A 24695-nucleotide genomic window follows, 5' to 3' on the forward strand; every position below is an offset into this window, starting at 1 on the left:
GCGAGTAGGCGGGACCACTTTGGCGCCGCCTGCCACCGCCACGGAAAGCCCATGCTGAGCTTCATCGCCCGCCGCAGCGCCACAGGACTGCTGATGCTGGTCGCGCTCAGCGTCCTCATCTTCATCCTGCTGCGGCTGGCGCCGGGCGATCCGATCGACGCCTATATCAACCCGTCGGTCCCCATGTCGGCTTCCGACCTCGAGGGCCTGCGCGAACGGCTCGGGCTCGATCGGCCGCTTCCCGTGCAATATCTCGCCTGGCTGCGTGCGGCGCTGAGCGGTGACTTCGGCTTTTCGATCCAGCGCAGCGGCGTTGCCGTGCTGCCACTGGTCATGGAACGCATCGGTCCGACGGCGCTGCTGATGGGCACGGGCCTGGCGATCGCCATCGTGCTCGGCATTTCCGCCGGCATTTTCAGCGCGGTGCGCCGTAACGAACCATCCGACATCGCGCTGTCGGTGCTGTCGTTTATCGGTATCTCCAGCCCGGCTTTTCTGACAGCGCTGCTTGGCCTCTATTTCTTCTCGGTGCTGCTGCGCTGGGCGCCATCCGGCGGCATGCAGACCGCAGGCGCGCCGTTCTCGATGACCGACGTGCTTGCGCACCTCATCCTGCCCGCTTGCCTGCTGTCCATCGGCCATGCTGCGCTGATCATGCGTTACATGCGCGCCTCGCTGCTGGAGGTGCTCAACCAGGACTACGTGCGGACGGCGCGTGCCAAGGGCGTGCGCGAGTTCTGGGTGATCATCAAGCACGCGACCCGCAATGCGCTTTTGCCGGTCATTACCCTGATCGGCTCGACCGTCGGCATCGCCATCGGCGGCGCCATCTTCCTGGAAAGCGTGTTCAACTGGCCGGGCATGGGACTGCTTCTGGTCAACGCCGTCGGCACCCGCGATTACCCGGTGATCATGGGCGCCACCCTGGTGATCGGCGTTGGCGTCATCCTGGTCAACCTCTTGACCGACGTCGTCTATGCCGTCGTCGACCCGCGCATTCAGGTGGCGTGATGGCAATCACCGCGCCGGACCCAACGGTCGACCCGACAGCCGTGCCGAAAACCAAAGGCCCGCTTCGCCGCGCGTTCGACCGCTTTTTTGAAAACCGTGCGGCGCGCGCCGGGCTTTTGATCGTCATCCCGATCCTGCTGGCGGTTTCGACCTATCCTCTGTGGTGGCCGTTCGGCCCGAACGCCATCGACCTCAGGGCGATGAACAAGGCGCCGTCGGCCATTCATTGGCTGGGCAGCGACGGCGTTGGGCGCGATGTCATGGCCAGGTTGCTGCAAGGCGGGCGGATCTCACTGCTGGTTGCCATCTGTTCGGTCGCTATCTCGACCGTCATCGGCTTCCTGGTCGGTGCCGTCGCCAGCTTTGGCGGGCGTCTTGTCGACGGCGCGGTTATGCGCCTGGTCGATCTGGCGATGACGCTGCCGCCGGTGATCTTCCTGCTGGTGCTGGCTTCCATTGCCGGCACCGGCATCGCCCCGACCATCCTGGTGATCTCGCTGCTCTCCTGGCCGGTGCTGTCGCGCATGGTGCGTGCCAGGCTGCTCGAACTGCGCGAGCGCGATTTCGTCGTCGCCGCCCGCGGCATGGGGGCGGGGCTGCCGCATCTGCTGTTCCGGCACGGCCTGCCCAATTGCATCGATATCCTGGTCGTCTACGCCACCTTGCAGATCGCCAACGCCATCCTGCTCGAGGCCGGCCTGTCCTTCCTCGGCCTCGGCATCGCACCGCCCGAAGCCAGCTGGGGCAACATGCTCAATCTCGCCCGCTCCACCGTCGTGCTGGAAAATTACCCCTGGCAATGGATGTTCCCGGGGGCCGCACTGGTGCTCACCGTGCTCGCCATCAACTTCATCGGCGACGGCTTGCGCGACGCATTCGACCCTCGCTCCGATCTCAACTGACCTCAAAGGTTCATCAAAATGCCCCTGTTTACCGGCGTCGTGCCACCTGTCGTCACCCCGCTCAATGCCGATTTCAGCATCGACTTCCCGTCGTTCACGCGCACTATCCAGAACCTGCTCGACGGCGGTGTTCACGGGCTGTTCGTGCTCGGCTCGACCAGCGAGGTGGTATTCCATGACGAGGCGGGCCGCAGGGCCATCCTCGAGCACGCGGTCAAGGTCAATAACGGCCGGGTTCCGATCTTCGCCGGCGTCATCGACCCGACGACCGATCGTGTCATCAACCACGCCCGCATCGCCAGATCGGCCGGCGCCGACGCCATCGTCGTCACCGCGCCGTTTTATACCCGCACCAGCCAGCCGGAGATCGGCGACCACTTCCGCTATATCAAGGATGCGATCGACATTCCGGTCATCGCCTACGACATCCCGGTCTGCGTTCACGTCAAGTTGGAGCGCAAGACCACGGTCGGTCTCGCCAGGGAAGGCGCCATCGCCGGCATCAAGGATTCCAGCGGCGATGACGGCAATCTGCGCTACGTGCTCAAGGACATGGCCGACGACCCCGGCTTCTTCGGCATGACCGGCTCCGAGATCCTGGTCGATAGCGTGCTGGCCATGGGTGCGCATGGCGTCGTGCCAGGCCTCGCCAATGTCGACCCGCATGGTTACGTCAGGCTGTGGAACCTGATGCAAGCGGGCAAGTATGCCGAAGCCCGGCTGGAGCAGGAGCGATTGGTGAAACTGTTCGAGATCGTTTGGATCTCGCTCGGCAGGACAAGCGCCGGCTCCGCCGGCGTAGGCGCCTTTAAGGCGGCGATGAAGAGCCTCGGCATCATCGCCTCGAACACTATGGCGCGGCCGCAGCGCACCTTGAATGAAGAGGAAACCGCGAAGGTCGAGGCGATCCTTCGCGATGTGGGGCTGCTCCGCTGAGCGTCGCGCCGATCCTCTCTATTTCCGGCCTGCGCGCGGTGTTCCGCATTGCGGGGCGCGACATCGCGGCGGTAGCGGATGTCGACCTGACGATCGGCTCCGGCGAGACGGTGGCGCTCGTCGGCGAATCCGGGTCCGGCAAATCCGTCACCAGCCTGTCGATCATCGGTCTGTTGCCGAAAAGGGCCGGACATATTGCCGAGGGATCGATCGCGCTGCGGCGCAAGAACGGCACGGTCACCGAGCTGACCAACCTCGATGCCGAGTCGCTGCGCAAGATACGCGGCAACGAGATCGGCATGGTGTTCCAGGAGCCGATGACCAGCCTCAACCCGGTCTACACGATCGGCGAGCAGATCGCCGAACCGATCCGTATCCATCTCGGCAAATCGCACCGCGAGGCAGAAGCAGACGCTGTGCGGCTGCTGGAGCAGGTCGGCATTCCCGATCCGAAGCGGCGGGCGCGGCAGTATCCGCACGAGCTGTCAGGTGGGATGCGCCAGCGCGCCACTATCGCCATGGCCTTGTCCTGCGATCCAGGCTTGCTGATCGCCGACGAGCCGACGACCGCGTTGGACGTCACTATCCAGGCCCAGATCCTCGATCTCTTGGCCGAGCTGCAGGTTCAGCGCGGCATGGGCATCCTGTTCGTTACTCACAATCTCGGCGTCGTAGCCGAAATCGCCGACCGGGTAGCGGTGATGTATGCCGGGCGTATCGTCGAAACAGGTCCGGTGAGCGAAGTGTTCACCCGTCCGCGTCATCCTTATACCGCGGGGTTGATGCGCTCGGTGCCGCGGCTCGGCGAGGCCACGGCGCTGAAGATGGCGGGGACGCCGCTGCCGACCATTGCCGGCAATGTTCCCTCGCTCGCCTTGCTGCCCAAGGGCTGTTCCTTCGCGCCCCGTTGTCCGATGGCTATCGCTGCCTGCCGCGCCGCGGTCCCGCCATTGTTTGCGGCGACGCCGACCCAGCAAAGCCGCTGCCTGCGTTGGGAGGAGCTCTGATGGCCGACGCCCCCTTCCTCGCGGTCAAAAACCTGACCAAGCATTTTGCGCCGACAGCGTTCTCGCGCGGACCCGTCGTCAGGGCGCTGGAGGATATTTCCTTTGATATCAGGCGTGGCCAGGTGGTCGGCCTGGTCGGCGAATCCGGGTCCGGCAAGACCACGATCGGCCGCTCGGTGCTGCGTCTGATCGAGCCGACATCCGGCCAAATCAACTATGACGGCACCGATATCACCAGGCTGAGTGCCGCCCAATTGCGCCGCCAGCGCCGCAAGATGCAGTATATTTTCCAGGACCCCTTCGCCAGCCTGTCGCCGCGTATGACGATAGGGCAGATCCTCACCGAAGGCCTGGACATTCAAGCCATTGGCAAGAAATCCGAGCGGCGGGCGAGGGCGGAGAAGGCACTTGCTGCGGTCGAGTTGCCGGTCGACGCCTATGAGCGCTACGCCCACGAATTTTCGGGCGGGCAGCGCCAGCGCATCGGCATCGCCCGGGCGCTGACGCTCGAGCCGGAATTCATCGTCGCCGACGAGCCGGTCTCGGCACTCGACGTCTCGATTCAGGCGCAAATCATCAATTTGTTGCGCGACCTGCAGCTCCGGCTCGGCCTGACCATGCTGTTCATTTCGCATGATCTGGCCGTCGTCGAGTACATCTGCGACACGGTCATCGTGCTCTATCTCGGGCGCATCATGGAAGTTGCACCGGCGGCCGCGCTCTATGCCCGGCCGCAGCATCCCTATACGCGCGCGCTGCTGTCGGCCATTCCGTCGCTCGATCCGCTGGCCAGGCAAGACCGGCAGGTGCTCAAGGGCGATATTCCCAGCCCGGCAAACCCGCCGTCGGGCTGTGTTTTCCGGACCCGTTGCCCGTTTGCGCTGGAGGCTTGCGCAGGGGCTGTGCCGCCGCTGAGGGCGACAGCCGAGGGCCATCTGAAGGCCTGCATCCGCGACGACATCGCTTAGGTTTTCTGCCCTGTGTCTAGGGGAGAACTTGGGCGAGATGGACAAGGTCGTCGGCCACAAAGTCCCAACTCTCAAGAGGCGAGAGATCGGTCGTCTGCCCCGGGCCATGCTCTTTTGACCGAGCAACAAAGGCGGTTCCGATACCGCACCTTCGTGCCGCGGCCAGATCGTCATTATGCGCGGCGACTAACACGGCCTCCGAAGGTCGCACCTCCAGGATCTCCATTGCGCGGAGATAAGCCCGCGGCGCAGGCTTGTAGGTGCCGAACACATCCGAGCCAAGGACGGTGTCCCAAGGCAGGCCGGCGCGCTTGGCCATATCCAACAACAGCCGGGTATTGCCTCCCGACAAGGGCGCGATGATGAAGCGTTCCTTCAGCCTCGCAAGGCCTTTCAGCGAATCGGGCCACGGCTCCAGCCGGTGCCAGGCGAGGTTGAGTTCTTCAAGTTCGGCGGCCGGCAGCGCGGATGGGGTCAGCCCGAACTGGACGAGAGTGGCGTCCAGATTCTCCCGGTTGATCACGTCGAGTGAAACAAAAGGCCGGTGCCCTGTCCGCACCGCCTCGGTCGAGGCGTCATAGCGCAACGCCCACGCATCGGCGAATTCACCAGGATCGACCTGCTGTGCACCATTTCGCGCGAGGAAGACGCCAGCCTCCCTTGCAATACCGCTGCGCCAGTCAACGACGGTTCCCAGAACGTCGAAGAATAGAACTCGAGTAGCGGTCATATTGAGCCTTCCGGTCGGGGTTGCGGTGCGTGTCCTGCCGCATCGGTCACGACAGGACGGATCGGCCTCGTCGAGCTGCTGATCAGATAATCGAGATGTTTAAAGCCTGATCGCGACGGTGGTTCCCCGACCTCATTGAAACGACGTCGACGCCAACCCATATGCAATGCGCGTCGGATGTTTCCTCCCATTCATCCGGCGCGTTCCCCTCTGAAGGTTTTCGACCTTCACATCTGGCCGGGCTTTGCAGCCCGGCCTTTTTTCTGCGGGGTAGGTGAGCGAGCCGAGATCATGGCGCAGGCGTGCCCAGCGCATCGATGCGTTTCGCTAGCGCCGCGGGATCGCCAAGCACGCGCAGCGTCTTCAACCGCGCGGTGCCGCCAGCGACGATCGAGACCGCTGAAGTGGCCACGCCAAGCGCCTTGGCGACCAGCCTTTCCAGCGCTCGATTGGCGGCCCCGTTTTCCGGCACGGCGCGGACGCGGGCTTTTAGGTGGCTTCGCCCATCCGCCGATGTTTCGATGCCCTCCAGCCTGTCCATCGCCGCTTTGGGCGTCAGCCGGACGAACAGGTCGATGCCGTCGGCGCGCGTGCGGAACGGCGCGCTCATGCGATGCCTGAACTCAGACGACCAGCGAAAGCACGGTGGTGAGCAGGAACTGCCGGATGAAGAACAGGATCAGCAGCAGGATGATCGGCGAGATGTCGATGCCGCCGAGATCGGGCATGAAGCGGCGGATCGGCCGCAGCGCCGGCTCCGTCAGCCGATAGAGCATGTTGCTGATGGTATCGACGAACTGGTTGCGGGAGTTGACGACGTTGAAGGCGTAGAGCCAGGAAAATATCGCCGAGGCGATGATGATCCACCAGTAAAGGTCAAGCGCCATGACAATGGTCTGAATGAGGGCGATCATGCCGGTCTCCGATTGTTGCCGACATGTAGCCACTGTGGGGGAAAGCGGCAAGAGCCGCCTTCCGCCGCATGGCGAAGCCGGATGAACGGCCGAACGGCATTTCGGCAGCAAGCGCAGCCTTGACAGGAAACCGCAGCGGCCGATAAAAGCCCCATCCGCTGGACGGGGCTGTAGCTCAGCTGGGAGAGCGCGTCGTTCGCAATGACGAGGTCAGGAGTTCGATCCTCCTCAGCTCCACCAGCGGATTTTTCGAATCCCTTGCCTGCTTGCATGCCGAAGACCCGCTCATCGCCGGGTGGATTCACATCGGCGACGTAAAGGTCCTCTACACCAGTAGCGTATGCGGCCTATTGCCACTGCGCCTCGTCCTTGCCAGACTTGGCCCGTCTTCAAAACCGAGGGGAATTCACTATGACCAGCACGACAAGACGTGATTTTGTAGGTCTTACAGGAGTGGCAGCGACTGCCCTGGCCGGTGCTGTTGCAACACGAGCTACCGCTGCTGAAACCGACGTATCGCCATCGTTCGATGACGTTCTTCAAGAGTACGATCAAAACAACACAGAAAGGACTAGATCCAAGTTGGCGATCTATCTGGTGCTTTCTCATCTGCACGCCAGTCTCGAGGAGGAATTTAGTGACCTTGGGCTAGAGCTGCCTTTGGGAAAAAAGGCCTTGCCATCGAATCTGCCGGCCAATTTCGAGGACGCGCAGGTTGCACCCCTTCCTTGGCTCTTCAAGTCCTCGGAAGTTACCGACCAGGAACGAAACGGCTATGCGAAGATTGCAATGCGAATGAACGCAGTGATGGCAAGACACACCGCCGACGTGAGTGTCGGGGTTTCGCATATCATGTCACACAAGGGATAACCGCGACCTTGCCGGCGAGCACGGCACGTCAGGCGAGCACAACGCCGGCCGGCGATTTGTTGTTGCGGACGAACCGATTACCTGTTTTCGCGAGGCGACTGCGCTGCGAGAATCCTTACGATGGATAAATCCTTCCGGGACGCGCCGCGCGAGATAGCAAAGCTCTCGGCACCCCGGCCAGTGGGAATTGTCAGCCGTCCGCGCGTAGTGGCGCTGCTTTCTCAGGCCCTCGACAGCGGTGCATGCTGGCTGGCGGCGCCTGGTGGATACGGCAAGACCACCGCGGTGATCGACTTTCTGGAACAAGGCGGGCTGGAACACGGCGGGCTGAAGCAAGGCGAATCGGCGTACAACTGGTATCGGGTCGACACCGAGGACCAGGACGTTGCGCGCCTTTTCCACTATCTGACGCTGTCGCTCGACGGCAGGCATGCCGGCATGCCCGTCTTCGGTCCGGAATATGCCGACAATTCCGACGATTTCGCGCGGCTGTTCTTCCGCACCTATTTCTCGCGGCTTGATCCCGGCACGATCCTGGTCCTCGACGATCTGCATCGTGCCGACGCGCCAGGCTTCCGCCGGACGCTGGCGATCCTGTTGCGCGAACGCCCCAACACCATCCGCTGCATCTGCACGTCGCGGATGCTGCCCGAGGGCGATGTCGCCGACCTCGTGCTGTCGGGACAGTTGCCGGTCCTCAACCAAACGCTGCTGGAGTTTTCGCCTGCGGAGGCACGCAACCTCGTCGCCGCCCGCTCGCAATCGCCGTCCGAGGTCAGCGACATTTCGGAGGCGCGCGGCTGGGCGGTGGGCCTTCTCCTGCTGGCCAACGCCGGAATGTACTACCCACTTTCGCAGACCGGCCTTGCCGGAGGCGCCGGCCTTCGGGAGATTGTCGGACGTTATTTCCTGCGCGACATCGCGCCGGAGGACCAGGATCTGCTTATCAGGCTCAACCTTCTGCCGGAGATCAGCACGGAGCTTGCCGATGCGTTCCTGGGCTCGCCGCAGGCTGCTCGCCTCCTGGTGCGGCTGCAGCATCGCCAGCTGCTGATCACGCGCGACGGTCCGGGCGGCGCCGCCTTCCAGCTGCATGACTTGTTGCGCGAATACCTTGCCGGCCTACTGGACCGGCGCGTGACGGAAGCGGACCGTTCCAGGCTGCGCGAGCAGGCTGCAAAGGTCCTGCACGAGGCAGGCAAAACCGACGCGGCAATCGTACTGGCGTTGCAGGCGGGCGCCTGGCCGCTGGCACGCCAGCTCATTCTGGTGTGCGCCAACGGCGTTCTCTCGCAAGGGCGCCGGGCCAGCTTCGTCGAATGGTGCAACAGGCTGCCCCCCGACCAGATGGATGGGTGGGTCCATTATTGGCTGGGCGTCGCCTTCGCATCGGACGATGCGAAGGCCGAACCGCACTTCTCCAAGGCATGGCAAGCATTCGAGAACACCGACATGCGCGGCCAATGCCTGACGGCCGCGCGGGCGGTCGTGGTCAAGACCGCCAGCTGGCGTACGCATGAGGGGCTGGCGGATTGGACGCGCCGAGCCTCACAGCTTCTTGCCAAGGGACTGCCGGAGTTGGATCCGGAGGAACTCATGATGGTCAGGCTCGGCATCCTGCGGGCCGTCGATTTCGCCGAACCTGGCGAATTCGACGCCCATGACGCGAAGCGCCTCGTGAATGATATCCAGCAGCGCCTGACACGTCTGCCGATCGAGGATTCGGTCGAGTTGCGCCTGCTGGCAAGCGAAGCGCTCATCGACTACGCGACTTCGTCGGGGCAGCGCGACATTTTTGCCAATGCCGTGGACAGCGTTGCCGCCGATCTCGAACATCCGGATATCCCGCCGCTGGTGCTCGGCATGTGGCTGGTGTCCTTTGGCTCGGCCAGCGGCCGTTACTTCCCCTATTCGCGGCGCGGTTTTGTCTATGCATCGGCCGAGGATGCGTTGCGACGCGCAACGGCGATAGGCGAGCAGCACGCCTTGCGGGGCGTCGAGTTCAGCGCCCTCTATCAGCTTCAATTGCTGATGAAGCTTCACAACAAGTTCTCGGAATTCAATGCGCTCGTCTCCCGGCTGGGCGAGATCGCGGACAGCAGGTTCACAACCCAGGTCGCTGTAGTCGCCGACTGCCACGCGGCGATGCACACGCGCAACGGCGACTTCGTCAAGGCTTATCTCGACTGCGATGCCTTCATGGATGCGATCGAGCGGGCGAACGAGCCGATGATCGAACGCTGGCCGCATTACGTCACCAAATACCAGGTTCTGCTGGCCGATCGGCGTCCGGCGGAGGCGATTGCGCTACTCCAGGAGATCGCCGAAAGGCTGAGCGGCGGCCCCCGCCAGCGTGTCGAACTGAGCATTCTGGCCGCCCGGGCCCTGGAGCAGAAGTGGAACGGCGGCGCGTCCTATGGCGCTCGTCTGGCTGCATTCATGGAGGCGTTGCGCGAGGTCAATCCCTCCGCGATCCTGCTCAACCTGCCGGACTTGCTGGCCGAGCTGATCGCCGATGCGCTGGAGCGAAAGATCGATGTCGATCTCTGCCATCGCGTCGTCCGGGCACGCTTTCTGGTTGCGCCCGCCGGCCGGCCCGCCCAATGGCCCTGGCCGCTCAAGATCCATCTCATGGGGGGATTTCGCATCGAGATTGACGGCGCCGAGCTCGCGCTCGGCGCCAAACCGCCGACCCGCGCGCTCGACATATTGCGCATCATCTGCCTGTCGAGGGATCAGGTCTGTTCGGTGGAAACCCCGCAGGATTGGCTCTGGCCCGACCTCGACGGCGACCAGGCCAAGGCGGCTCTGGAGCAGGCGCTGCATCGTCTGCGCAAATTGCTCGGGCAAGGCGAACTCGTAACGCTGAGAGAAGGCCGTTTGCGGCTCGCTGCCGACAAGGTCTGGATCGATCTGCAGGATTGGGAAGACCGGCTGAAACGTGTGCTGTCGGGCCAAGGAGACAGCACGATCGAGGAGCAGGAAGCGCTGCTGGAAAGCTTTTTCGGTCCGCTTTTCTCGAATGGCCCGGCGCCCGCTTGGTCGAACGCCGCGGCCGACCGGCTGCGGGACGGGCTGGTGGAGCTTGCCGTGCGGATCGCCAAACACTGGCAGAGCCAGGGCAACGTGGACCGGGCACGCCGGGCCTGCCGGCGTGCCCTCGATTTCTACCCGGAATCGGCCAAACTCCATGGCGCGCTCATCCAGGAGAGCCTCTCCAGGAACGACCATGCCGGCGCCGTCGAGGATTACCGGCACTATGAACGCGCGCTCGCTTCAGCCGGCGATGACGAGCCCTCGCCTTTGCTGCGTTCGCTTGTACGCCCGCTTCTCTAGACCGGTTCATCGTTTCACGGAACGCCGAACCGCTCTATCTCTTTATTTTTGCGCAATTCCCTAGGGAAAACGCTACGCGCTTTTCCCGGGAAAACCGTTTCTCACATTTTTCCGGGAATTGCTCTGGCGCAGCTCGGAACTCTGTAAGCCGTCCGTAAGTCGCGGTCTGGGAACCTCAGCCCGTCGATCAAAACCGATCGCCGGAGGCCTGAAGCCCCCGATACCAACACTCACAGGAAGGAAAAAGGTCATGCCGTATACTGCCAGAGCAACTTCGAGAGTGCGTGCCGGCGCCATCCGCGCTGGAGCCACAAGACTTTCCGACCAGCTCAGGATCGGGCCTTGGTCGCTCCTCTCGCCCGAAGCTGTCATACAGCAAAAGTACAACTCCCTTGGCGGCGCCGGCTTCGCCGAGATCGACACGAAGGACACTGGAAAAGCCTGGTATCTCAAGAACGGCTCATGCATTTGCTACAACGATGCCATGCACGACGCCTTTGAGATCCATGGCGAAATCTACAGGAAGTGGATTGCGCTTGGCGGTCTCGCGTGGGGCATTCCCTGCACCGACGAAACCGGAACTCCCGACGGCGTCGGCCGATACAATCACTTCAACAACAATACCGCCTCGATCTACTGGACACCGAACACCGGTGCTCAAGCGATTTGGGGGGCAATTCGCGGCAAATGGGCAGCAATGGGCTGGGAGCGCTCGGTTCTCGGCTATCCGGTGACCGACGAAACCGGAACTCCCGACGGCGTCGGGCGCTACAACCATTTTGCCAATGCCGGCTCGATCTACTGGACACCGAGCACAGGAGCCAACGTGGTGTACGGTGACATCCGCAAGAAGTGGGAGAGCCTGGGCTGGGAACAGTCATATCTGGGCTATCCCACGACCGACGAGACCGAATTTGCCGACGGTGGCCGTGCCAATCTGTTTGAAAACGGTGGCATATACTGGTGGCCCGACACCGGCGCGATCGACCTTCGAGATGTCGTCGTCCACTATACCGGCCTCCATTGCTTCGGCGAGACCGACTGGGATCAGGGGTCGAGTTCGGATGAACCTTATGTCATCGTTAGCGTGACAACGCCGCAGATCGCCGACACCAAGCGCAGCCAGGTCTACGGCGACGTTGACGCCGGAGATACAAGACCCGACCTTATGGAAATCTATCGAGGCAAGCCCTACGGCATCAATATCGGTACGGTGCTGATGGAAAACGATTTTGGCGATCCCAACAAATACAAGGACGAGGTGCAGAAGATCGTCATGGGCGTCCATACGGCCGGTACGCTGGCTTTGCGCCTCATTCCGGTAGCGGGACCTATCATTGCTGCTATCGCCGGCCCGGCCTTGGGAACCCTGATGCCATTGATCGGCGGCGCCATCAGCGATCTCTTCGACTGGGGCGATGACAGGATCGGGAGCACGACAGTGACCATCTCCGCAAAGCAGATGGTGTTGCTCGCGGCACGCACGAACAATACCACATTCAATGGGATTGGGTTCAAAGTGGAAACACCCCTGATTTCCGGCGACGGGGCTTCCTACAAAGCCTATTTTGGCTTTGTGCCTGCCTAGGCCAATCGCCCCGGCAAAAAGCTTGCCGGGACAATCAACTTACCAGCCCCGCCTTTCCGTTGGCGGGGCTGACAGTTCGCGACTGAGAGATTTATTTCCGTAGCGGTCGTCGCAAGGCTCGGTCCAGACGCGGCAGCGCCGATCAGCATAGCGGGCAAGCTGTCGTTGCCCACCCCCCGCACAGCCCGTAGCGCCGCCATAAACGCGGCTCCTTCGGCCGGAACGATGGAGACCGCATTAAGTGCAGTCACCTCAACGACGCGGCCGCAGCCAACGAGGCCGAGCGGGACCGGCGGAAACCGGATCAGGCGGTGCGCAACCCGACGCCATGACAGCCGACATCAATCAGATGGAAAGAGAACGGTGACAAGAGCGGGCATGCATCACACCAGCCCGCGCTTGGCCATCATCGCTTCCGGGGAAGGCATCTTGCCGCGGAAGGCGGTGTAGAGTTCTTCCGGGTCCTTCGAGCCGCCGGCGGCGTAGATGTTCTTGCGCAACCGCTCGGCCAGCGCCGGGTTGAAGGGATCGCCTGTTTCCTCGAAGGCGGCGAAAGCGTCGGCGTCGAGAACTTCCGACCACATGTAGGAATAGTAGCCGGCCGAATAGCCATCGCCGGCAAAGATATGGCCGAAATGCGGGGTGCGGTGACGCATGGCGATGGTGTCGGGCATGTTGAGCCATTCGAGCGTTTCGGTTTCGAAACGGAGCGGCTCCTGCGGCGCGTCCCGTCGCGCATGGTAGGCCATGTCGACCAAGGCCGAGGCGGTGAACTCGACCGTGGCGAAGCCGGCGCCGAAAGTGCGCGCCGCCAGCATCTTGTCGACCAGCGCCTTTGGCATCGGCTTGCCGGTCTTGACATGCAGCGCATGTTTTTCCAGCACTGCCGGTACCGTCAGCCAGTGTTCGTAGAGCTGCGAGGGCAGCTCGACGAAATCGCGGCTGACCGAGGTGCCAGCGACCGATGGCCAGGTAACGTCGGTCAGCATGCCGTGCAGCGCGTGACCGAATTCGTGGAACAGGGTCTTGGCCTCGTCGACCGACAGCAAGGCTGCCTCGCCGGCCGGCGGCTTGGCGAAATTCATGATGTTGTAGATGACCGGCTTGGAGCCGTCGCCAAGCTTGTAGCCGGATTTCAGCGCGCTCATCCAGGCGCCGGAGCGCTTCGAGGGTCGCGCGAAATAATCGGCGAGGAACAGGCCGCGCTCGCTGCCGTCGGCATTCTTCACCACGAAAACACGTGCGTCCGGATGCCAGGTGGCAATGCCCTTCTTTTCATCGAAAGAAATGCCGAACAATCGCGTTGCAACGTCGAAACAGGCCTCGATGATGCGGTCGAGCTGCAGATACGGCTTCAGCTCGGCCTCGTCGAAGGCGAATTTCTCGGCGCGCAGCTTCTCCTGATAGAAGCGCCAGTCCCAGCCGGCGAATTTCTCATTGCTGCCGGCCTCGGCCGCCAGCCGCTGCAATTCGGCCTGGTCGCTTGCGGCCTTTTCCACCGCCTTTTCCCAGACCGGATCGAGCAGCGCGTGCACCGCCTCCGGCGTCTTGGCCATGGTGTCGTCGAGCTTCAATGCGGCGTAAGAAGGATAGCCGAGCAGCTTCGCCTTCTCGGCGCGCAGGCGCAGCATGTCGCGCACCACTTCCGTGTTGTCGGTGGCGCCGCCATTCTGACCACGCATGATGAAGGCGCGGAACGCTGTCTCGCGCAGATCGCGGCGCTCTGAGAAGGTCGAGAACGGCTCGTAGATCGAGCGCGACAGAGTGACGGCGTAGCGGCCCTTCTGGCCGCGCATCTCGGCGGCTTCCGCCATCGAGCTTTTCAGGAATTCCGGCAGGCCGGCAAGGTCAGCCTCGTCGAGAAACAGCGCCCAGTCGCGCTCGTCGGCAAGCACGTTCTGGCCGAAATTGGTGCCGAGCGACGACAATTCCTCGTTGATCGAGGCCAGCCGCTTCTTGCCTTCGGCATCGAGCCTGGCGCCGGAGCGGACGAAGTTTTTCCAGGTCTTTTCCAAGACCCGCAGCGTTTCGGCATCGAGCTTCAAAGCCTCGCGGCGCAGATAGAGATCGTCGATGCGGGCAAACAGTCGCTCATTCATCGAAATCGCCGAGAAATGCCGCGACATCTTTGGCGAGATGTCGCGCTCCAGCGCCTGGATCGCCTCATTGGTGTGGGCGCCGGCGCGGCACCAGAAGATCGAGGAGACATGGTCGAGCGCCTCACCGGCAAGCTCGAGCGCGGCAAGCGTGTTTTCGATAGTCGGCGTCCCGGTGTTGCCGGCAATCGCCTCGATCTCGGCTTCATGCGACTTCAGGGCCGCGTCGAAGACCTGAGAAAAATCGCCGTCGCCGATGCGCGTGAAATCGGGCAGGCCGAGCGGCCCTTGCCATGCGGTCAGCGGATGGGCGGCGAGGTCGACGGTGGACGGCATGGGCAAACTTTCGCTGTGTGGCGGGAGGAGATGGATCGTCACCGATGTAAGGCGCCGGCCGGTTGCGCGCAACAGCGCCAGGTTAGCGCTGAAGCGTGCCCACATGGTGCCGTGGGTATCATTCGAGCCGAATTTTATGCCCACCAAGATTATTATCTTGTAGCCTGCATTTTCCCTTGACTGAGGCTTCCACTCGTATGCAACCCTGAGGATGCCCACTGGCGCGCCGTGCAGCAAAAGGTGCACTATCACCGTAGTTATCCAGCAAAAAGTGCACTGTTCACCGGAATTCCTGGAATGAATCCAAGGGAACCTTAATGAGAGTAGAATTCTATGGTCTCACCTTCGACCTGCCTGCTGGATGGGTAGACATAGCCGGCGATCTTCCTGAGGGATCGCCACCTACCTTAGCCAAAGAAACGGACGGCTGCGGCGCGATTCAATTCTCAATCGCGAAGTATCGTAGCGGAGAAAAGCCAAACGTAGACTTTAACGTTCTGAGAACATTTATGATTCAGTTTTGCCGCAATAATTCCATGGATGTAGAACATATCACAAACATCGAGTCTGATGGTATAATCTCTGTTGGCGTATTGTCAGAGACCGGGGATCAATTGACATCTGCCTGGTATTTGTCGAATGGGAATGATGTTGTATTCATGACATACGTCGGGATGGCTAATGATACGGATTGTCTGAAAGAATTGGGCGTTGCCAAAGCAATCGTGTCGTCTATATCGTTTTAGGGACTTCGATATCGGATGGAATTACGGGAATTACGACAACAGTGCACTTTTTTAGACGCGAGATAACGCGTGCAATTCCAGCGCCCGCCACCAAAAAAGCCTTGGGCGGAAAACTCGGTCAGTAGCCGTCGCAGTTTTCGGCGATCGCGGCTTGCGAACTGGCGGTGATCTGGTCGTTGGCGACTGCAAAGGTCTCCTGCATCAGCATGTCGTTGCTGGGAAAATCATAACAGGCGATCACAGCGGTGACACCGCCCTCCGATTTCTCGATCCGGTGGCGGATTTCGGCGCCGGCGACGGCACCTTGCCACTCGGCGATCGAAGCGATGAATTCCTGCTTGCTTTGCACGACGCCGAGGTCGTCGAGCTTGATGCGGACGTTATCGGCGAGCAGGTCCGACAATTCGCTGCGGTCGGCGACGAGCAGTGCCGAATACCAGCGGTCGATGATCGCGCTATCGTCGGCGCGGGCGAAATCTGCAGAGCAGAGCAGTGCTGCCGTCGCGAACGCGATCGGAATTCGCACCATGCCCAGCCTCCTACTCCGTGTCGGGCCGCTCGAAATCGCCGGTGTCCTTGTTCATCACCCAAAGCTCGCCGGTCGAAATATCGAACCAGGCACCGTGCAGCGACAGTCGCCCCTTGCCTTCGAGGATCGAGACACAAGGGAAGGTGCGCAGATTGGCGATGGAATAGCGGATCGAGATGCGCTCCAGGGCCGTCTGGCGCTCGGTTGCGGTCATGAAGGTGCTCGACGATACGGTCTCGGCCGCCGGCGCGATCAGGCTCATCCATTTGCCGATGAAATCACCCGGCGACAACGGCGCGGCCGTGGTGTCGAGTGCTGCGCGGATGCCGCCGCAGCGGCCGTGACCCATCACCACGATGTTCTTGACCTTGAGGCTCTGCACGGCAAATTCGAGCGCCGCCGATGTCGAGTGGAACTGATCGTCGGGCGCATAGGGCGGCACCAGATTGCCGACATTGCGCAGCACGAACAACTCGCCCGGCCCGGCATCGAAGATCGCTTCGGGCGCGGCGCGGGAATCGCAGCAGGCGACGATCATCGTTTCCGGTGCCTGGCCCTCCCGCGCCAGCGCGCGATAACGCCCGCTTTCGGTGAGATACCGACCGCTCATGAAGTTGCGGTAGCCGGTGAGAAGATGCTCGGGAAGGTGGGGCATGGGCAGCGGTGGGAGCCTTTCCGGGTTAAGGCACGGTTCAATCCCGAAAGGCTCTAGCGCATCGGCCCGAAAATCGGAACCGATTTTCGGAAGGCGGGATGGCGTGGTTTCGACGTGCCAGCCCGTACTTTGACAAAGGCGAACGAACGCCGCCCTTAGTCGGCCTCAGAACCGCAGATTGGCGCCGGCGCGCAGCAGAAGCCAGTAGAACAGGCCGGTCGCGCCAACCGCCAGCAGCATCGCCAGGAAGAAGCCGCTGGGGCTCTCGGCAAATGGCAGTCCGCCTGTATTCATGCCGAAAATGCCGACGATCAGCGTGCCCGGCAAAAGCAGCGCGCTCATCACTGCCAGCGCCTTGAGGCTGCGGTTCGATTCGTCGGCAAGCTCGGCCGCAAGCTCCTCCTGCAGCAGCCTTGCACGGTCGTTGATCATGACGACCTCGCGGTCGAGCCGTTCAAGGCGCGCAGCAAGCCGGCGCAGAACTTCATGTGCGCCGGCGGAAAGGTTCCAGGCGGAACGGTCTTCATCCTGGAAAAGCGCTGCCAGGGCCGAGATCGGCCGATGCAGGGATACGGCAAGGCGGCGCACATCCTTCAGCTGCCGTCTTTCGTCGGCAAGCCGCTCGGTCACGAGATGATCCTCGACTGCATCCAGCCGCTTCGTCGCCGCGGCGAGCCGCAGGCTGGTGGTCTTGCAAAAAGCCATGACCAGCGTTTCGAACAGCTCGAATGCCGTGGCTGGCCGCAGCCCCGCGGCAAGGGCAGTGTGCACTTCCTCCACCGCCGCCAGCGGATGCCGGCGGCCGGTGACCAGCAGCCGCTCCGAGACCGCAAAATGCAATCTGCCGATGGTCGTCGACTGATGGGCGATCTCGCCATGCAGATCGGCCGAAATGCCGTGGACGACGCCATTCTCATGCGCCAGCACCAGGCTGTCCTCATGTCCTTCGAGGATTGCATGAGCCGACGCCGGCAGCGCGCAGGCATGGCTGACCCAGGAATGGGCGCGCCGGTCGACAAGGTCGACATGCAGCCAGACCCAGCCGTCCGCTGAGGCCAGCTCGGCCTCTATGTCTCGGGGCGCCAGCGGTTCGGGAGCTTTGCCGGGAGCGGCACGATAGGCCCAGACCAGCCCGGGAGCATGATGCTGATCGTCTGCGGCAAGCAATGTCAGATGCGATGCGTCATTCATGGCCGCCGCCGAAACAATGCACGTTGAGGTGATCCGGGCGGCGCCGGGGCCGGCGCCGCGACATTCTGGTCAAACCCTGTCCCCCGCTCAGAACACCTGGCGGAAGATGACGAACAACACGAAGGCCAGACAGATGGAGACCGGAAGGGTCAGTATCCAGGCCATCAGCATGTTGCGCACCGTCGACCATTGCAGGCCCGAACCGTTCGCCGCCATGGTGCCGGCAACGCCCGAGGACAGCACATGGGTGGTCGAGACCGGCAGACCGAGATAGTCGGCCGATGCGATCGTCGCCATGGCGACAAGCTCGGCGGACGCGCCCTGGCCGTAGGTCAGATGGCTTTTGCCGATCTTCTCGCCGACGGTGACGACGATGCGTTTCCAGCCGACCGTGGTGCCGAGGCCGAGCGCCAGCGCGATGGCGACCTTGACCCAGAGCGGGATGAACTTCGTCGCGTTGTCGACCGCCTTGTGATAGGTCGTCACCGCCTTCAGGTCGTCCGCCTGCATCGGCAGCAGCTTCTTCTTGTCGATCAGCTTCAGCGCTTCACCGATAAGATAGATGTTGTTGCGGGCGTTGCTGACCAGATTTGTCGGCAGCTTTTCCACGGACGGATAGGGCGACAACATGGCGCTGGTGTCGTGGATGAAGCTCTGCAGGGCAGGCGTCGTCTCGTCCTTCCAGGTCTTGGTACGGACGGCGTCGCCGACCGCGGTCGCCGCGTCGGTCACGGCGACGCCGGGCTTGACGTATTTGCCGAGCACGGTTTCCACTTGGGTCGCCGCCGATTTGTAGGCTTCGAGATAGTTGATATCGGGCGTGCGGTTCAGCGCGAAGGCGGTCGGCACCACACCGATAAGGATGAGCATGATGAGGCCCATGCCTTTTTGCCCGTCATTGGAGCCGTGGGCAAAGCTGACGCCGGTGCAGGTGAAGATAAGCAGCGCCCGGATCCACAGCGGCGGTGGGGCGCTCGACTTCGGCGCCTCGTAGAGCTCGCGGTTTCTGACCAGCAGCTTCATCGCCAGAAGCAGCAGCGCGGCCAGGCAGAACCCGACCAGCGGCGAGATCAGAAGCGACAGGCCGACATTGGACGCCTGCGACCAGTCGATGCCGCTGGTAATCGAGCCGGCTGGCGCGGTGAACTGGTTGGCGAGGCCGACGCCGATGATCGAGCCGATCAGCGTGTGCGAGCTCGAGGCCGGCAGGCCGAGATACCAGGTTCCGAGGTTCCACAGGATCGCGGCGACCAGCAGCGCGAAGACCATGGCCAGCCCCGAGCTCGATCCGACCTGAAGGATCAATTCGACCGGCAGCAGTGAAATGATGCCGAAGGCGACCGCTCCGCTGGCGGTGAGCACGCCCAGAAAGTTGAAGAAGCCGGACCACATCACCGCAAGCTCGGCCGGCATGGAATGCGTGTAGATCACCGTTGCCACCGCATTGGCGGTGTCGTGAAAACCGTTGACGAATTCGAAGCCGAGCGCGATCAGCAGCGCCAGGCCAAGCAGGATCCACGGCACCGCGACGGTACTGGTCAGGTCCTGGCCGAGCGCGTAGCCGACATAGGCAAGGCCGCCCAGAATGATGACGGCGAAAAACCATTTGCCGGTGCCGTTGGGCCGGTCGAGCGGATGCTCCGGCCTTGGAATTCCTGCCTCGCTTGAAACAATATCGACCATTCCCCACTCCTCTTGCATTGCAGCAAAGAATGGGAGGACGCTAGGTCCGCACAATGAAGCCTGTGTGACGGCGGGGCGCTTTGAAACGGAGCCGAGCCTGCTGGACGGGGTTCCTGACCTATTCCGCGATCTCCAGCAGGGTCGATATCAGCAGCCGGCGCTCTTCGGCGGAGAGTATGTCCGAACCGAACAGGTTCATGCTGCGAAGTCCTTCGATTGCGAGATAACAGACCAGCAGCGCCCTAAGGTTTGGAGTCTCCTCCTTTAGCCGTGCGAACACCTGCCGCCTGAACGATTTTATCGGTGTCAGGAAATCGGGATCCTCGGCAATCGCCGAAAATATCCAGGACGCCGACGGCTTCGTTGCCTCGGCATGCTCGGCCGAAAGCCTGATATAGGCCGCAAGCGGGCTCTCGCCGCTGACGCCATTGGTGCGGGCGGCCTCAAGCGCCTGTTGGAACGCGCTGAGGTAATCCTCCACCAGCGCTTGCATCAATTTCGCCTTGGTCGGGAAATTGTAGAGAAGACCACCCTTCGACACGCCGGCACGGCTGGCGACCGCATCCAGCGATAGGCTGCCAGGACCCGTCTCGCGCGCCACGGCGGCGGCGGCGGCGAGGATCTTCTCGCGCGAATTTGCTCTGCGGGCCTTCATCAATCGTTCCCCATTCATTAGCTTAGGCGGAATTGACAAGACCGTCCAGACGGTACAGTAAGATCGCCGTCATTTGAAATTGGGACCAGTCACAGGTATGTGTTCCGGTCGTCCGACCGTTATGCTGGGCCATGGCCGAGGGGACTGTTCGTGATCAAGCGCTTCATCATCGCCTTCATTCTGCTCGTGCTGGTGTGCGGCGGCATCGTCGGCTTCAACCTGTTCCGCGACAATGCAATCAAACAGTTCTTCGCCACCATGAAGCCGCCGGCCGCGACCGTGTCGACGGTCATTGTCAAACCTATGTCCTGGACGCCCGGCATCGAGGCGATCGGCACTGTCAGTGCCGTACGCGGTGTCGACCTCACGGTCGAAACTGCCGGCATCGTCAAGGACATCCTGTTCCATGCCAATCAGAAGGTCGCCGCCAACGCCGTGCTGCTGCAGCTCGACGATGCCGTCGAGCGAGCCGATCTCGTTGCGTCGAAGGCGCAAGCCACATCCGACCAGACGACGCTGATGCGCGCTCTCGAGCTGCAGAAGCGCGGGGTCGGCACCGACGCTACGCTCGACACGGCGCAGGCAGCAGCATCGGTCTCCGCCGCGCAGGTAAACAAGCTGCAAGCGGTGCTCGACCAAAAGCAGTTGACGGCCCCCTTCAAGGGTACCGTCGGTATTCCGAAAATCGACCTTGGGCAGTATCTCACACCCGGCACCGCTGTGGTGACCTTGCAGGACATGGATACGATGCGTGTCGATTTCACCGTGCCGGAGCAGCAGCTTCCGCAGCTGAAGATCGGACAGACGGTGCGGCTGGGCGTCGGCGGCGGCGACATGCCGTTCGCCGGTAGCATCCGCGGTATCGATCCGAAGATCGACCCGACGAGCCGGCTGGTGACGGTGAGGGCGGAGGTTGGCAATCCCGAAGGCAAGCTGACGCCCGGCCAGTTCGTCCAGGTGCGCGTCCAACTGCCCGAGGAGAACGACGTGCTGGCGCTGCCGCAGACGGCGCTGACTTCCAGCCTGTACGGCGACTTCGTCTTCGTGGTGCGCACGGCCAAATCCGCCGAAGCCAACGGCGCGGCTCCCGAGGCAAAGCCGGAAGAAAAGCCGGCTGCAGATGCTGCCAAACCCGCAACCGAAGCACCTGCGGCAAAACCCGAAGAAAAGCCGGCCGCTACCCCAGCCAAACCGGCAGCGGAAGACAAGCCGGCAGCGGATGAACAGAAACCGCAGCTCGTGCTCGCCCAGGTGTTCGTCAAGCCAGGCCGCCGCAACGCCGGCCTGGTCGAGATCCTGGAGGGCATCGCGCCCGGCGACGAAGTCGTTACCGCCGGCCAGAATCGGCTTTCCAACGGCATGTCCGTTGCCGTCGACAACACGATCGATCCGAGCAAGCCGGGGAATCAGCAGGCAGCCCAGCAATGAGCTTTTCCGACCTCTTCATCCGCCGCCCGGTCCTTTCGACCGTGCTTGCCTGCATGATCCTGCTTCTGGGTTTTCAGGGCATCTTCAACCTTTCGATCCGGCAATATCCAGAGGTTGAAGAAACGGCCATCACGATCACCACTGCCTATCCCGGCGCCAGCGCCGACCTGATCCAGGGGTTCATTTCCGCGCCGATCGCGCGTGCTGTCGCTTCGACCGAAAACATCGATTATGTGACGTCCGCGAGCCGGCCGTCATCCAGCACCGTGACAGTGCAGATGAAACTCGGCTCCGACCCCGACGTCGCGCTGAACGAAGTCTTGTCGAAGGTTCAGAGCGTTCGCGGCGATCTGCCGGACGAAACCAAAGACCCGGTGATCGTCAAGGGCACCGGCCAGCAGTTCGCGATGATGTACATCTCGATGCAGAACCCGAAAATGACGCCGGAACAGCTCACCGAATATATCGAGCGCGTCGTGCGGCCGCGTATCTCGACGGTCGAAGGTGTTGCCGACGTGCAGATTTTCGGCGCCGCCGAATATTCGATGCGTGTCTGGATCGACCCGATCAAACTGGCAGCGCGCGGCGTGACGGCGGCGGAAGTGCTGACCGCCATCAACGAATCGAATTTCCTCTCCGCGCCCGGCGATACCGAAAACGAATATGTGGCTTCCTCGATCACGGTTCGCTCGACCCTGCAGACGCCGGAGGCTTTCGCTGCCCTTCCGCTCCGCTCGAAAGACGGCAATGTGGTGAGACTGCGCGACGTTGCCCGCGTCGAACTCGCCGCGGCGAACACTGACACCAGGGTCACCTTCAACGGCAAGCCCGGCATCTTTCTCGCCATCTTTCCGACGCCGGCCGCCAATCCACTGACCACCGCGGCGGCGATCCACAAGATTGTGCCGACCATCCAGGAGACGCTGCCGCTGGGCATGACGATGGAGATCGTCTACGACTCAACCGAGCAGATCAGCGCGTCGATCGAGGAGGTGTTCAAGACCATCGGCGAGGCGGTCGCCATCGTCATCGTCGTCATCCTGCTCTTCCTCGGCTCGTTCCGCTCGGTGCTGATGCCGATCGTGACCATTCCGCTGTCGCTGATCGGCGTCTGTTTCCTGCTGTTTTCTTTGGGTTATTCGATCAACCTTTTATCGTTGCTGGCCATGGTGCTGGCGATCGGACTGGTTGTTGACGATGCTATCGTGGTGGTGGAAAACATCCACCGCCACATGGAGGAAGACGGCTTGTCGCCGATGCAGGCGGCCTTCAACGGCATGCGGGAGATCTCGTCCGCCGTCGTCGCCATGACGATAACCCTGGCCGCGGTGTTCGCGCCGCTGGCCTTCACCGGCGGTCTGACAGGCGCACTGTTTCGCGAATTCGCGGTGACGCTTGCCGGCTCGGTGGTGCTTTCGGGTGTCGTCGCCCTCACCATCACGCCGATGATGTCGGCACGTATCCTGAGGTCCGGCTCGCACAGCCGCTTCCAGCGCATTGTCGACAATACGTTCGGGCGCGTCGAACACGTCTATGAGCGGCTGGTCACCGGTTCGTTGAACTATCGCCCGGTGACGCTGATGATCGTCCTCGCGCTGGTCGCCACCACCGGTTTCATGTTCACCAAGACCTCGAGCGAACTGGCGCCGGAAGAAGACCAGGGCTTCTTGCTGTCTATTGTGAACGCGCCGCGCTATGCGACGTCGGACTACACCGAGACCTATGTGAACCAGATTCTCGGGCTGGTGAATGATATCCCCGAAACCAGGGCGCGGTTCTCCGCCGTCGCGTTCCAAGGCCCGACGAACAGCGCTTTCGTCGGCTTTGCGTTCAAGGACTGGGCCGAGCGCGCGCGCAGCTCGAAGGAACTTCAGGAAGACATCACTGCCCGCCTTGCCAAGGTGGCAGGCGTCGAGGCTTTCGTCTTCGCGCCGCCGACGCTGCCCGGCTCCGGCGGCGGCCTGCCAATCACAATGGTGGTGCGCTCGACCGGCGAGGCCTCCCAGGTGTACGAGGCGGCCGAGAACATCAAGAACAAGGCGCAGGCCTCCGGTCGCTTCCTCGCCGTGCAGAATTCGATGTCCTACGACGCGCCGGAAGTGACGGTGACGATCGACCGCGATCGCGCCGCCGCGCTCAACCTGCCGATCGCCGACATCGGCCGGACGCTGACCCTGTTGGTCGGTGGCGCCGAGGTGGCGCAATTCGACCGCGAATCCAACAGCTACGACATCATCCCGCAGGTACCGCAGCAATTCCGCGACAATCCCGAAAAGCTGGGGGAGTATTTCGTGCGCAGCGTGTCGGGCGAGATGGTGCCGCTCTCAGCGGTGGTGAAGATCTCGACCAACGCGTCGCCGGCCGCCATCGAGCAGTTCAACCAGTTGAACTCCGCCACGATTTCCGCTCTGCCATTGCCCACCGTCACCACCGGTGACGGGCTGAAGACCATCGAGGACATCGCCAGGGAAAGTCTGCCCGACACGTTCTTCATCGACTATACCGGCCAGTCGAGGCAGGAGAAGCAACAGGGCTACACGATCATCATCGCCTTCGCGGCGGCTGTGCTCGTCATCTACCTGGTGCTGGCGGCGCAGTTCGAAAGCTTCCGCGATCCGTTGATCATTATGATGGCGGTGCCGCTCTCGATCTTCGGCGCGATCGTGCCGCTTAATATCGGGCTCGGCACGCTCAACATCTATACCCAGGTCGGCTTGATCACGCTGATCGGCCTGATCACCAAGCACGGCATCCTTCTGGTCGAGTTCGCCAACCAGCAGCGTGAAATGCACGGCATGCGGCGGCGCGATGCGATCATCGCGTCCGCCAAGGTGCGGCTGCGGCCGATCCTGATGACGACGGCGGCGATGGCGCTCGGCGTGGTGCCGCTGATCATCTCCAGCGGCGCGGGTGCCGCGGCACGCTATTCGATGGGCCTGGTGATCTTCACCGGCATCCTGGTCGGAACCATGTTCACGCTGTTCGTGGTGCCGATGTTCTACACCTTTATCGCCAGCAAGGACCTGCCGCATCACGCCGAAAAGCCGGATCCGAAGCTGATGCCGGTAATGCCAGATTAGATTCCGCTAATAAAGAAGGCCGGATCTCCGGCCT

At 62.4% G+C, this 24695-nt stretch carries 20 protein-coding genes and 1 tRNA gene; 12 read left to right on the forward strand and 9 right to left on the reverse strand.

Annotated elements, in window-relative coordinates; translation table 11 throughout:
- The first annotated feature begins 51 nt into the window (after positions 1 to 51).
- The 5 genes from RQ479_RS23085 to RQ479_RS23105 are packed head-to-tail and all read left to right on the forward strand — an operon-like array spanning position 52 to position 4824.
- Positions 52 to 1011, forward strand: a complete 960-nt coding sequence (locus tag RQ479_RS23085) for an ABC transporter permease (RefSeq protein WP_376702757.1) — start codon at positions 52 to 54, stop codon at positions 1009 to 1011.
- Positions 1011 to 1913: an ABC transporter permease gene (locus RQ479_RS23090; RefSeq protein WP_292657251.1), complete on the forward strand. Its 903-nt coding sequence runs from the start codon at positions 1011 to 1013 to the stop codon at positions 1911 to 1913. The genes RQ479_RS23085 and RQ479_RS23090 overlap by 1 nt, the downstream gene beginning before the upstream one ends.
- An 18-nt stretch (positions 1914 to 1931) precedes the next feature.
- Positions 1932 to 2849: a dihydrodipicolinate synthase family protein gene (locus RQ479_RS23095; RefSeq protein ID WP_376702758.1), complete on the forward strand. Its 918-nt coding sequence runs from the start codon at positions 1932 to 1934 to the stop codon at positions 2847 to 2849.
- Positions 2846 to 3856, forward strand: a complete 1011-nt coding sequence (locus tag RQ479_RS23100; RefSeq protein WP_376706003.1) for an ABC transporter ATP-binding protein — start codon at positions 2846 to 2848, stop codon at positions 3854 to 3856. The genes RQ479_RS23095 and RQ479_RS23100 overlap by 4 nt, the downstream gene beginning before the upstream one ends.
- Complete coding sequence (locus RQ479_RS23105; protein ID WP_376702759.1) at positions 3856 to 4824, forward strand: ABC transporter ATP-binding protein; 969 nt, start codon at positions 3856 to 3858, stop codon at positions 4822 to 4824. The genes RQ479_RS23100 and RQ479_RS23105 overlap by 1 nt, the downstream gene beginning before the upstream one ends.
- 16 nt (positions 4825 to 4840) lie before the next feature.
- Here the strand turns inward: RQ479_RS23105 and RQ479_RS23110 are convergent, their stop codons facing one another.
- From RQ479_RS23110 to RQ479_RS23120, 3 genes are all read right to left on the reverse strand, one after another.
- Entirely contained in the window at positions 4841 to 5554 is a 714-nt protein-coding gene (locus tag RQ479_RS23110; RefSeq protein WP_376702760.1) for a haloacid dehalogenase type II, read from the reverse strand.
- 289 nt (positions 5555 to 5843) lie between these two features.
- Positions 5844 to 6164, reverse strand: coding sequence for a DUF167 family protein (locus RQ479_RS23115; RefSeq protein ID WP_376702761.1), 321 nt, complete (start codon positions 6162 to 6164; stop codon positions 5844 to 5846).
- Positions 6165 to 6177: 13 nt separating this feature from the next.
- Positions 6178 to 6468 carry a YggT family protein gene (locus RQ479_RS23120; protein WP_023678162.1) on the reverse strand — a complete coding sequence of 97 codons (291 nt, stop codon included), beginning with the start codon at positions 6466 to 6468 and terminating at the stop codon, positions 6178 to 6180.
- Between the two features lie 164 nt (positions 6469 to 6632).
- Between RQ479_RS23120 and RQ479_RS23125 the strand changes: the two genes are divergently transcribed.
- The 4 genes from RQ479_RS23125 to RQ479_RS23140 all read left to right on the forward strand — a co-directional run bounded on the left by RQ479_RS23125 (position 6633) and on the right by RQ479_RS23140 (position 12262).
- Positions 6633 to 6708, forward strand: a tRNA-Ala gene (locus tag RQ479_RS23125).
- 171 nt (positions 6709 to 6879) lie between these two features.
- Positions 6880 to 7338, forward strand: coding sequence for a hypothetical protein (locus tag RQ479_RS23130; RefSeq protein ID WP_376702762.1), 459 nt, complete (start codon positions 6880 to 6882; stop codon positions 7336 to 7338).
- A gap of 120 nt (positions 7339 to 7458) precedes the next feature.
- On the forward strand, positions 7459 to 10674 hold the full coding sequence (locus RQ479_RS23135; RefSeq protein WP_376702763.1) for a BTAD domain-containing putative transcriptional regulator: 3216 nt from the start codon (positions 7459 to 7461) through the stop codon (positions 10672 to 10674).
- Between the two features lie 118 nt (positions 10675 to 10792).
- Complete coding sequence (locus tag RQ479_RS23140) at positions 10793 to 12262, forward strand: LGFP repeat-containing protein (protein WP_376702764.1); 1470 nt, start codon at positions 10793 to 10795, stop codon at positions 12260 to 12262.
- A 383-nt stretch (positions 12263 to 12645) separates the two neighbouring features.
- On the opposite strand, the gene RQ479_RS23145 is transcribed toward RQ479_RS23140, so the two are convergent.
- The gene (locus tag RQ479_RS23145) at positions 12646 to 14700 is read right to left on the reverse strand and encodes a M3 family metallopeptidase (RefSeq protein WP_376706004.1); all 2055 of its coding nucleotides are present in this window, start codon (positions 14698 to 14700) and stop codon (positions 12646 to 12648) included.
- A gap of 311 nt (positions 14701 to 15011) precedes the next feature.
- Between RQ479_RS23145 and RQ479_RS23150 the strand changes: the two genes are divergently transcribed.
- Complete coding sequence (locus tag RQ479_RS23150; RefSeq protein WP_376702765.1) at positions 15012 to 15440, forward strand: hypothetical protein; 429 nt, start codon at positions 15012 to 15014, stop codon at positions 15438 to 15440.
- A 118-nt stretch (positions 15441 to 15558) separates the two neighbouring features.
- Here the strand turns inward: RQ479_RS23150 and RQ479_RS23155 are convergent, their stop codons facing one another.
- From RQ479_RS23155 to RQ479_RS23175, 5 genes are all read right to left on the reverse strand, one after another.
- Complete coding sequence (locus RQ479_RS23155) at positions 15559 to 15969, reverse strand: nuclear transport factor 2 family protein (RefSeq protein WP_376702766.1); 411 nt, start codon at positions 15967 to 15969, stop codon at positions 15559 to 15561.
- 10 nt (positions 15970 to 15979) lie between these two features.
- Positions 15980 to 16624, reverse strand: a complete 645-nt coding sequence (locus RQ479_RS23160) for a carbonic anhydrase (protein WP_352670456.1) — start codon at positions 16622 to 16624, stop codon at positions 15980 to 15982.
- Positions 16625 to 16789: 165 nt separating this feature from the next.
- Positions 16790 to 17815 carry a transporter gene (locus tag RQ479_RS23165; protein ID WP_376702767.1) on the reverse strand — a complete coding sequence of 342 codons (1026 nt, stop codon included), beginning with the start codon at positions 17813 to 17815 and terminating at the stop codon, positions 16790 to 16792.
- Positions 17816 to 17902: 87 nt separating this feature from the next.
- The gene (locus RQ479_RS23170; protein ID WP_376702768.1) at positions 17903 to 19498 is read right to left on the reverse strand and encodes an inorganic phosphate transporter; all 1596 of its coding nucleotides are present in this window, start codon (positions 19496 to 19498) and stop codon (positions 17903 to 17905) included.
- Between the two features lie 118 nt (positions 19499 to 19616).
- Positions 19617 to 20153, reverse strand: coding sequence for a TetR family transcriptional regulator (locus tag RQ479_RS23175; RefSeq protein WP_376702769.1), 537 nt, complete (start codon positions 20151 to 20153; stop codon positions 19617 to 19619).
- Between the two features lie 150 nt (positions 20154 to 20303).
- Here RQ479_RS23175 and RQ479_RS23180 point away from each other — a divergent pair, with 150 nt between their 5' ends.
- Together RQ479_RS23180 and RQ479_RS23185 are read left to right on the forward strand one after the other, a co-directional pair.
- Complete coding sequence (locus RQ479_RS23180; RefSeq protein WP_376702770.1) at positions 20304 to 21581, forward strand: efflux RND transporter periplasmic adaptor subunit; 1278 nt, start codon at positions 20304 to 20306, stop codon at positions 21579 to 21581.
- Positions 21578 to 24661, forward strand: coding sequence for an efflux RND transporter permease subunit (locus tag RQ479_RS23185; RefSeq protein ID WP_376702771.1), 3084 nt, complete (start codon positions 21578 to 21580; stop codon positions 24659 to 24661). Before RQ479_RS23180 ends, RQ479_RS23185 begins: the two co-directional genes overlap by 4 nt.
- Positions 24662 to 24695 lie beyond the last annotated feature (34 nt).

Origin of the sequence: Mesorhizobium sp. ISC25, assembly GCF_042295465.1 — a bacterium.
Taxonomy (GTDB): domain Bacteria; phylum Pseudomonadota; class Alphaproteobacteria; order Rhizobiales; family Rhizobiaceae; genus Mesorhizobium.